At 50.6% G+C, this 6,602-nt stretch carries 4 protein-coding genes and 2 rRNA genes; 5 read left to right on the top strand and 1 reads right to left on the bottom strand.

Annotated features, from left to right (window positions below; all coding sequences use genetic code 11):
• Positions 1–302 (top strand): 23S ribosomal RNA (locus BZG13_RS14875); the annotation flags it as partial.
• 165 nt (positions 303–467) lie between these two features.
• Positions 468–583 (top strand): 5S ribosomal RNA (gene rrf / locus BZG13_RS14870).
• 339 nt (positions 584–922) lie between these two features.
• Here the strand turns inward: rrf and bamD are convergent.
• Positions 923–1,648 (bottom strand): outer membrane protein assembly factor BamD, encoded by a 726-nt coding sequence (gene bamD / locus BZG13_RS14865; protein WP_069362000.1) that lies wholly within the window; start codon positions 1,646–1,648, stop codon positions 923–925.
• Positions 1,649–1,846: 198 nt separating this feature from the next.
• On the opposite strand from bamD, the gene rluD reads away from it, so the two are divergent.
• From rluD to clpB, 3 genes are all read left to right on the top strand, one after another.
• Complete coding sequence (rluD, locus tag BZG13_RS14860) at positions 1,847–2,821, top strand: 23S rRNA pseudouridine(1911/1915/1917) synthase RluD (protein WP_077459643.1); 975 nt, start codon at positions 1,847–1,849, stop codon at positions 2,819–2,821.
• Positions 2,821–3,543, top strand: coding sequence for a peptidoglycan editing factor PgeF (gene pgeF / locus BZG13_RS14855; protein ID WP_077487174.1), 723 nt, complete (start codon positions 2,821–2,823; stop codon positions 3,541–3,543). Before rluD ends, pgeF begins: the two co-directional genes overlap by 1 nt.
• 77 nt (positions 3,544–3,620) lie before the next feature.
• The gene (clpB, locus tag BZG13_RS14850) at positions 3,621–6,200 is read left to right on the top strand and encodes an ATP-dependent chaperone ClpB (RefSeq protein WP_077487173.1); all 2,580 of its coding nucleotides are present in this window, start codon (positions 3,621–3,623) and stop codon (positions 6,198–6,200) included.
• Positions 6,201–6,602: the final 402 nt, after the last annotated feature.

Genomic DNA, 6,602 nt, shown 5'->3' with positions numbered 1-6,602 from the left:
GTTCGGTCCCTATCTGCCGTGGGCGTTGGATGATTGAGGGGAGCTGCTCCTAGTACGAGAGGACCGGAGTGGACGAACCGCTGGTGTTCGGGTTGTGTCGCCAGACGCATTGCCCGGTAGCTAAGTTCGGCACAGATAAGCGCTGAAAGCATCTAAGCGCGAAGCTGGCCCCGAGATGAGTCATCCCTAGAGCCTCGAGCTCTCTAAAGGGTTGTCGTAGACGACGACGTTGATAGGCAGGGTGTGTAAGCGCTGTGAGGCGTTGAGCTAACCTGTACTAATGGCCCGTGAGGCTTAACCATACAACACCCAAGAGGTTTTGGGTTGGACTCGAAATAAGCCAGTTGATTGTGGCGAGAACGAAACAGCTTTCTAGATTTAGGAACGAATTTATCAAATACATCCTTGTATTTGACCCTGACGGGCCGCACTGAAGTGCGTTAAATTTTGTTCCAGACAAAATTTTGCTTGGCGACCATAGCGCTTTGGACCCACCTGACTCCATGCCGAACTCAGTAGTGAAACGAAGCAGCGCCGATGGTAGTGTGGGGTCTCCCCATGTGAGAGTAGGACATCGCCAGGCTTTGATTATCTAATTAGAGCTTAGTATTAGGCTTTAGTTAGTAACAATTTAATCATCAAAGCGGATATGCGTAAGACTTTGATAAAAAACACCAAGCCCTGACCTTATGGTCGGGGCTTTTTTGTATCTAAACCAACATTGTCCGCGTTTTGCTTTAATAACCTGCCGCCTCAAACTCTCTCGTTATACATCGACAAGCGTGTGGCTGTTCTCACTCAACGCTGAAGCCGAGAGTCGATTCCAATATTACTCGGTGAAGCGCGCTTTTCACCGGTAATCTATAGACATAAAAAAACCTCCTTGGCGGAGGTTTTGATTATCAAGCTTTTTGACTTGCTATTACGCTGGGTTCTTAGCGATAAGTTTTCTTGTTCGCTCTGCAGGTTCTTCGAGTCCAAGCTTTTCATAGGCTTTCAGCATCAAAGGTAACGATGCGCGGGCTGCCTCTGTATCAGGGAAGTCACGCTGCAACGCTTGGCAACGGTTAACTGCGGCAACCCATGCTTCGCGACGGATGTAGTAATCAGCGGCGGCGAGCTCATAGTTGGCAAGGCGGTTTTTCAATGCGGTCATCCGCGCTTTGGCATCTGCGGCATATTCACTGTTGGGATAGCGCTCAAGTAAGCGACGAAAATCGGCAAAGGCTTTACGTGCTGGTTGCGGATCTCTGTCATCCCGCTCCATACGTAAGATATCGTGAATGAGGCTACGATCTTGGCCCATATGGACAAGACCACGCATATAAACCACCCAGTCACTTTCTGAGTGCGCTGGGTGCATACGCATAAAACGATCGATCGTGGCTTCGGCCAAAGCCAAGTCATCATTTTTGTAATATGCATAAATAAGGTCCAGCTGCACTTGATCAGAATAAGCACCAAAAGGATAGCGTGAATCTAGTGCTTCCAGCTTTTCAATCGCGGTTATCCAAGCCCCTTGATTTAACTGCGCTTCAGCATCCTGATACAGTTTGGATGGCGGATCGTCTTGAACGACTTGGTCGTTACTTGAACAACCGGCGAGTAGAGAGGCTGCGAGTAGCGCAGTCAGGGTTAGGCGTTTCATGGGTTATCGCACTTCCTTGAAAAGTTTTTATGCCATCTGGATTACGGTCGCAGCGGCAAACAGATACAATGTCATTATTCCGGCTATTTTATCCAGTGACAGGCGACTATAGCAAAAGGCGTTTGCAGGCGATATGCCAAGCGCCACTATAACGACTGTCGCAAGGGTTTAGTCATAGAAATCACAGAAAAGTTCGATATGGCACAACAGATAGAGTTATCCCATCAGATCCAAGATCATCAACTAGGTCAGCGGCTCGACCAAGCTATCGCTGAGCTGTTTCCTGATTACTCGCGCTCTCGGATCAAAACCTGGATCCAAGCCGGTCAGGTGTCACTCAATGGCGTGGCCATTGATAAACCGCGTCAAAAAGTGATGGGGGGAGAAAGCGTCGAGATCACTGCGGAAATCGAGGATGATGACCGTTGGATCCCGCAAGATATTCCGCTCGATATTGTCTATGAAGATGACGACTTGTTGGTGATTAATAAACCTGCGGGGCTGGTTGTTCATCCAGGCGCAGGTTGCCCTGATGGTACTTTACTGAACGGTCTTTTGTATCGTTATCCGCAAATAGGAGACGTACCTCGAGCAGGGATCGTCCATCGTTTGGACAAAGACACCACGGGATTAATGGTGGTCGCAAAAACTATTCCGGCACAAACCCGTTTGGTGCGTGCGCTACAGAAGCGGAAAATTACCCGTGAGTATGAAGCGATTGCGATTGGTAATATGACTGGTGGTGGTTTGGTGGATAAGCCGATTGGCCGCCACGCAACGAAACGCACCCATATGGCGGTGCATGAATTAGGTAAGCCCGCGATCACCCATTATCGCGTGGCCGAGCATTTTCGTGGCCACACGCGGTTACGTTTGCGCTTGGAAACGGGCCGGACCCACCAGATCCGTGTCCATATGGCTTACTTGAATCATCCCTTAGTGGGCGATCCGCTATATGGTGGCAAGGCTAAACCGCCTCGTCATGCCGATGATGCGCTCATCCAAGGCTTACGCCAATTCCGGCGCCAGGCGCTACATGCGGCCATGCTACGTTTAGATCATCCGGTCACTGGCGAGCAAATGGAATGGCATGCTCCGATTCCAGATGACATGGTCGCACTGACTGAGCTGCTAAGGGATGATCAAAGCCAATATGGAGAAGAGGAATACTGATGCGCTACCTCGAGCCCGACTGGCCTGCCCCAAGCAATGTGCGTGCGCTGACGACCACGCGTGTTGGTGGCGTGAGCCATGGGCGCTTTTCGAGTTGGAACTTGGGTATGCATGTTGGCGACGCACCTGATGATGTTGCCAAAAACCGACTGCTACTCGCAAAGCAGGTCGAGGGCGATATTACCTGGCTGGACCAAGTACATGGCACGCAGGTCGTGCACCTTCCAAGTGAAGATCCTCACCCTGAGGCAGATGCGGCCTTCGCCGAAACAACAGGCCAAGTCTGTACCATCATGACGGCTGATTGCTTGCCAGTACTTTTTTGCAGTGACGATGGTCAGCAAGTCGCGGCGGCCCACGCAGGTTGGCGCGGATTATTGAATGGTGTGCTGGAATCGACATTATCGATGTTTGAGGCGCCAAGCCGATGCCTCGTTTGGCTGGGGCCTGCGATTGGCCCCCAAGCTTTCGAGGTGGGGGAAGATGTGTATCAGGCATTTACCACTTTGTCACCGGAAGCCAAGGTCGCCTTTATGCCTACCGACAGCCACAAGTACTTTGCTGATCTTTATATGCTCGCGACGCAACGACTCCAACAGGCTGGCGTTACTGCTGTTTATGGTGGGGAGTTTTGTACCTACCAGCAGGCGGATCAGTTTTATTCGTATCGACGAGATGGGCAAACAGGCCGGATGGCAACCTGCATTTGGCGGGTGAAATAAAAGCGACAAAGGTGCTTGAAAAGCGCCGCAATCGTGCCCATTTATTCATCAACTAGAGGTGTTAAGTGGGAGGAACTATGCGCCTTGACCGATTTACGAGTAAATTCCAAATTGCGATTTCTGATGCACAATCACTCGCATTAGGGCGAGATCACCAATACATCGAGCCTGTTCACTTGATGACCGCGCTCCTGAACCAAGACAGCAGTGCCATCCGCCCGTTATTGACCATGCTGAACGTGGATGTGAGCCAGTTGCGTTCCAGTCTCTCTGAGTTATTAGACCGACTACCACAAGTCACTGGCACGGGGGGCGAAGTACAGCTTTCAAACCACCTAGGCACGCTATTTAACCTGTGCGACAAAATCTCGCAAAAGCGTAAAGATAAATATATCTCGTCAGAGCTTTTTGTTTTGGCTGCGGTGGAAGACAAAGGCCAGTTGGGAGATCTGTTGCGTAGCCACGGGTTGACGTCGCAAAAGGTTGAAGAAGCGATAGAGAAAGTCCGTGGCGGCCAGCAAGTCGATGATCCGAATGCGGAAGAGAATCGTCAAGCCCTCGAAAAATTCACCATTGATCTTACTGAGCGTGCAGAGCAAGGCAAGCTCGACCCTGTTATTGGCCGTGATGATGAAATCCGTCGTACGGTGCAAGTGTTACAACGCCGCACCAAGAATAACCCAGTGCTGATTGGTGAGCCCGGTGTAGGTAAAACCGCGATCGTTGAAGGGCTTGCCCAACGCATTGTGAATGGTGAGGTGCCAGAGGGGCTTCGCAGTAAACGCGTTCTCTCTCTCGATATGGGCTCATTAGTTGCTGGGGCGAAGTATCGAGGTGAGTTTGAAGAGCGTCTAAAAGCGGTACTCAACGAGCTTGCCAAAGAGGAAGGTAATGTCATCCTCTTTATCGATGAACTGCATACCATGGTGGGTGCAGGCAAAGCTGAAGGGGCCATGGACGCGGGCAACATGCTTAAGCCTGCCTTGGCACGTGGTGAACTCCATTGTGTTGGGGCCACCACGCTGGATGAGTATCGGCAGTATGTGGAGAAAGATGCGGCATTAGAGCGTCGTTTCCAAAAAGTATTGGTGAGTGAGCCGAATGTCGAAGACACGGTGGCCATTTTGCGAGGCCTCAAAGAGCGTTATGAATTGCATCATGCGGTAGAGATTACCGATCCGGCTATCGTTGCTGCTGCGAGCTTGTCACACCGCTATATTGCCGATCGGCAACTGCCAGATAAAGCCATCGATCTGATTGACGAGGCCGCTTCCAGTATTCGGATGCAAATAGACTCAAAGCCAGACTCACTCGACAGGCTTGAGCGTCGTATCGTGCAACTGAAGATAGAGCAGCAAGCACTGGAAAAAGAAGAAGACAGTGCGAGCCAAAAGCGCTTAGAAACGCTTCGCGACGAGTTAGAAGCAAAAGAGCGTGAGTACGCAGAATTGGAAGAGGTCTGGAACACTGAAAAAGCTGCCGTGTCTGGTGCACAACACATTAAAGCAGCGTTAGAGCAAGCACGTACTGACATGGAAATCGCTCGTCGAGCGGGTGATTTGAGCCGGATGTCAGAGCTGCAATACGGAAAAATTCCGGAGCTTGAGAAGCAGCTGGATCTTGCCAGTCAGGCAGAGATGCAGGAAATGACATTGCTTAAAAACCGTGTCACGGATGCGGAGATCGCAGATGTCATTGCACGCCAGACAGGTATTCCAGTCTCGCGCATGCTGGAAAGCGAGAAAGAAAAGCTACTTAAAATGGAGTCAGCGCTTCACGAGCGTGTGGTTGGCCAAGATGAAGCGGTCAGTGCTGTCGGCAACGCCATTCGCCGCAGCCGAGCGGGCTTGGCGGATCCGAATCGCCCGATCGGCTCATTCCTCTTCCTAGGGCCAACGGGGGTAGGTAAAACCGAGCTATGTAAGTCACTTGCCGAGTTTATGTTCGATAGCCGAGATGCCATGGTTCGGATTGATATGTCCGAATTTATGGAGAAGCACTCCGTGGCTCGCCTTGTGGGGGCGCCTCCAGGCTATGTGGGTTATGAAGAAGGTGGCTACCTGACCGAAGCGGTACGTCGTCGCCCTTACTCTGTCATTCTGCTCGACGAGATAGAGAAAGCCCACTCGGATGTGTTTAATATCTTGCTACAGGTGCTGGATGATGGTCGCCTGACGGATGGTCAAGGCCGTACCGTCGACTTTCGCAATGCGGTGGTGATCATGACGTCAAACCTTGGCTCAGAGCAGATTCAGGCGCATTTCGGTGAACTGGACTATGCGGGTATAAAACGCACCGTGATGGAAGTAGCTGCCAATCATTTCCGTCCAGAGTTTATCAACCGAATCGATGAAGCGGTGGTTTTCCATCCATTAGCCGAAGACCACATCAAAGAGATTGCGGGTCTACAGATGCAAGAGCTGGCTCACCGTATGGCCGAAAGAGACTTTAAGCTTGAGGTCTCAGACGCAGCCTTGGCAAAAGTGGCTAAAGGTGGCTTTGACCCCGTCTATGGTGCGCGTCCACTCAAACGTGCTATCCAGCAGACAATTGAAAACCCGCTTGCTCAGCAAATTCTAAGTGGCGAGCTGATACCAGGGCGGCCTGTTTTCCTTGATGTTGAAAACGACCAAATCATCGCAAAACAGGACTTATAAGTACTTATCGGACGAAAGCCACCAATTTTAGGTGGCTTTTTGCCGTGTTTTAGCGTGGAAATGCTCAGTAATAATGCATGTTGTTGGGTTTTTGTTCGCCTGGAAAGTTTTTCTTAAAAAACCCTTGCGTCACAAAATTACCTCTCTATAATGCGCTTCTCGTTGGCACGGCAAGCCGCGCTAACAACGGCAAAATAGCCAAGCAAACAAAACGCTTGACTCATTGCCTCGGTGGCGTAAAATGCCACTCCCGCTCAAGATTGGGCGGCGCTCTTTAACAATTTGACCTATGCAATCTGTGTGGGCACTCGTTAAGAATAGACAAAAAGATTTATTCGATGAACTGAGTGACCAAACGACAACTTTTATAGTATAGTTGTTCGGCACAGTCAATTCGTTTGT

This window comes from Salinivibrio sp. ML323 (assembly GCF_001995745.1).
In the GTDB taxonomy this organism is placed as follows: Bacteria; Pseudomonadota; Gammaproteobacteria; order Enterobacterales; family Vibrionaceae; genus Salinivibrio; species Salinivibrio kushneri.
Note: the sequence above shows the minus strand (reverse complement) of the source record. Positions and strands in the feature narration are given on the sequence as shown.

Bases quoted from the DNA above. Each gene is read 5' to 3' on its own strand.
- bamD (WP_069362000.1), bottom strand. From the start codon at position 1,648: ATGAAACGCCTAACCCTGACTGCGCTACTCGCAGCCTCTCTACTCGCC.
- rluD (WP_077459643.1), top strand. From the start codon at position 1,847: ATGGCACAACAGATAGAGTTATCCCATCAGATCCAAGATCATCAACTA.
- pgeF (WP_077487174.1), top strand. From the start codon at position 2,821: ATGCGCTACCTCGAGCCCGACTGGCCTGCCCCAAGCAATGTGCGTGCG.
- clpB (WP_077487173.1), top strand. From the start codon at position 3,621: ATGCGCCTTGACCGATTTACGAGTAAATTCCAAATTGCGATTTCTGAT.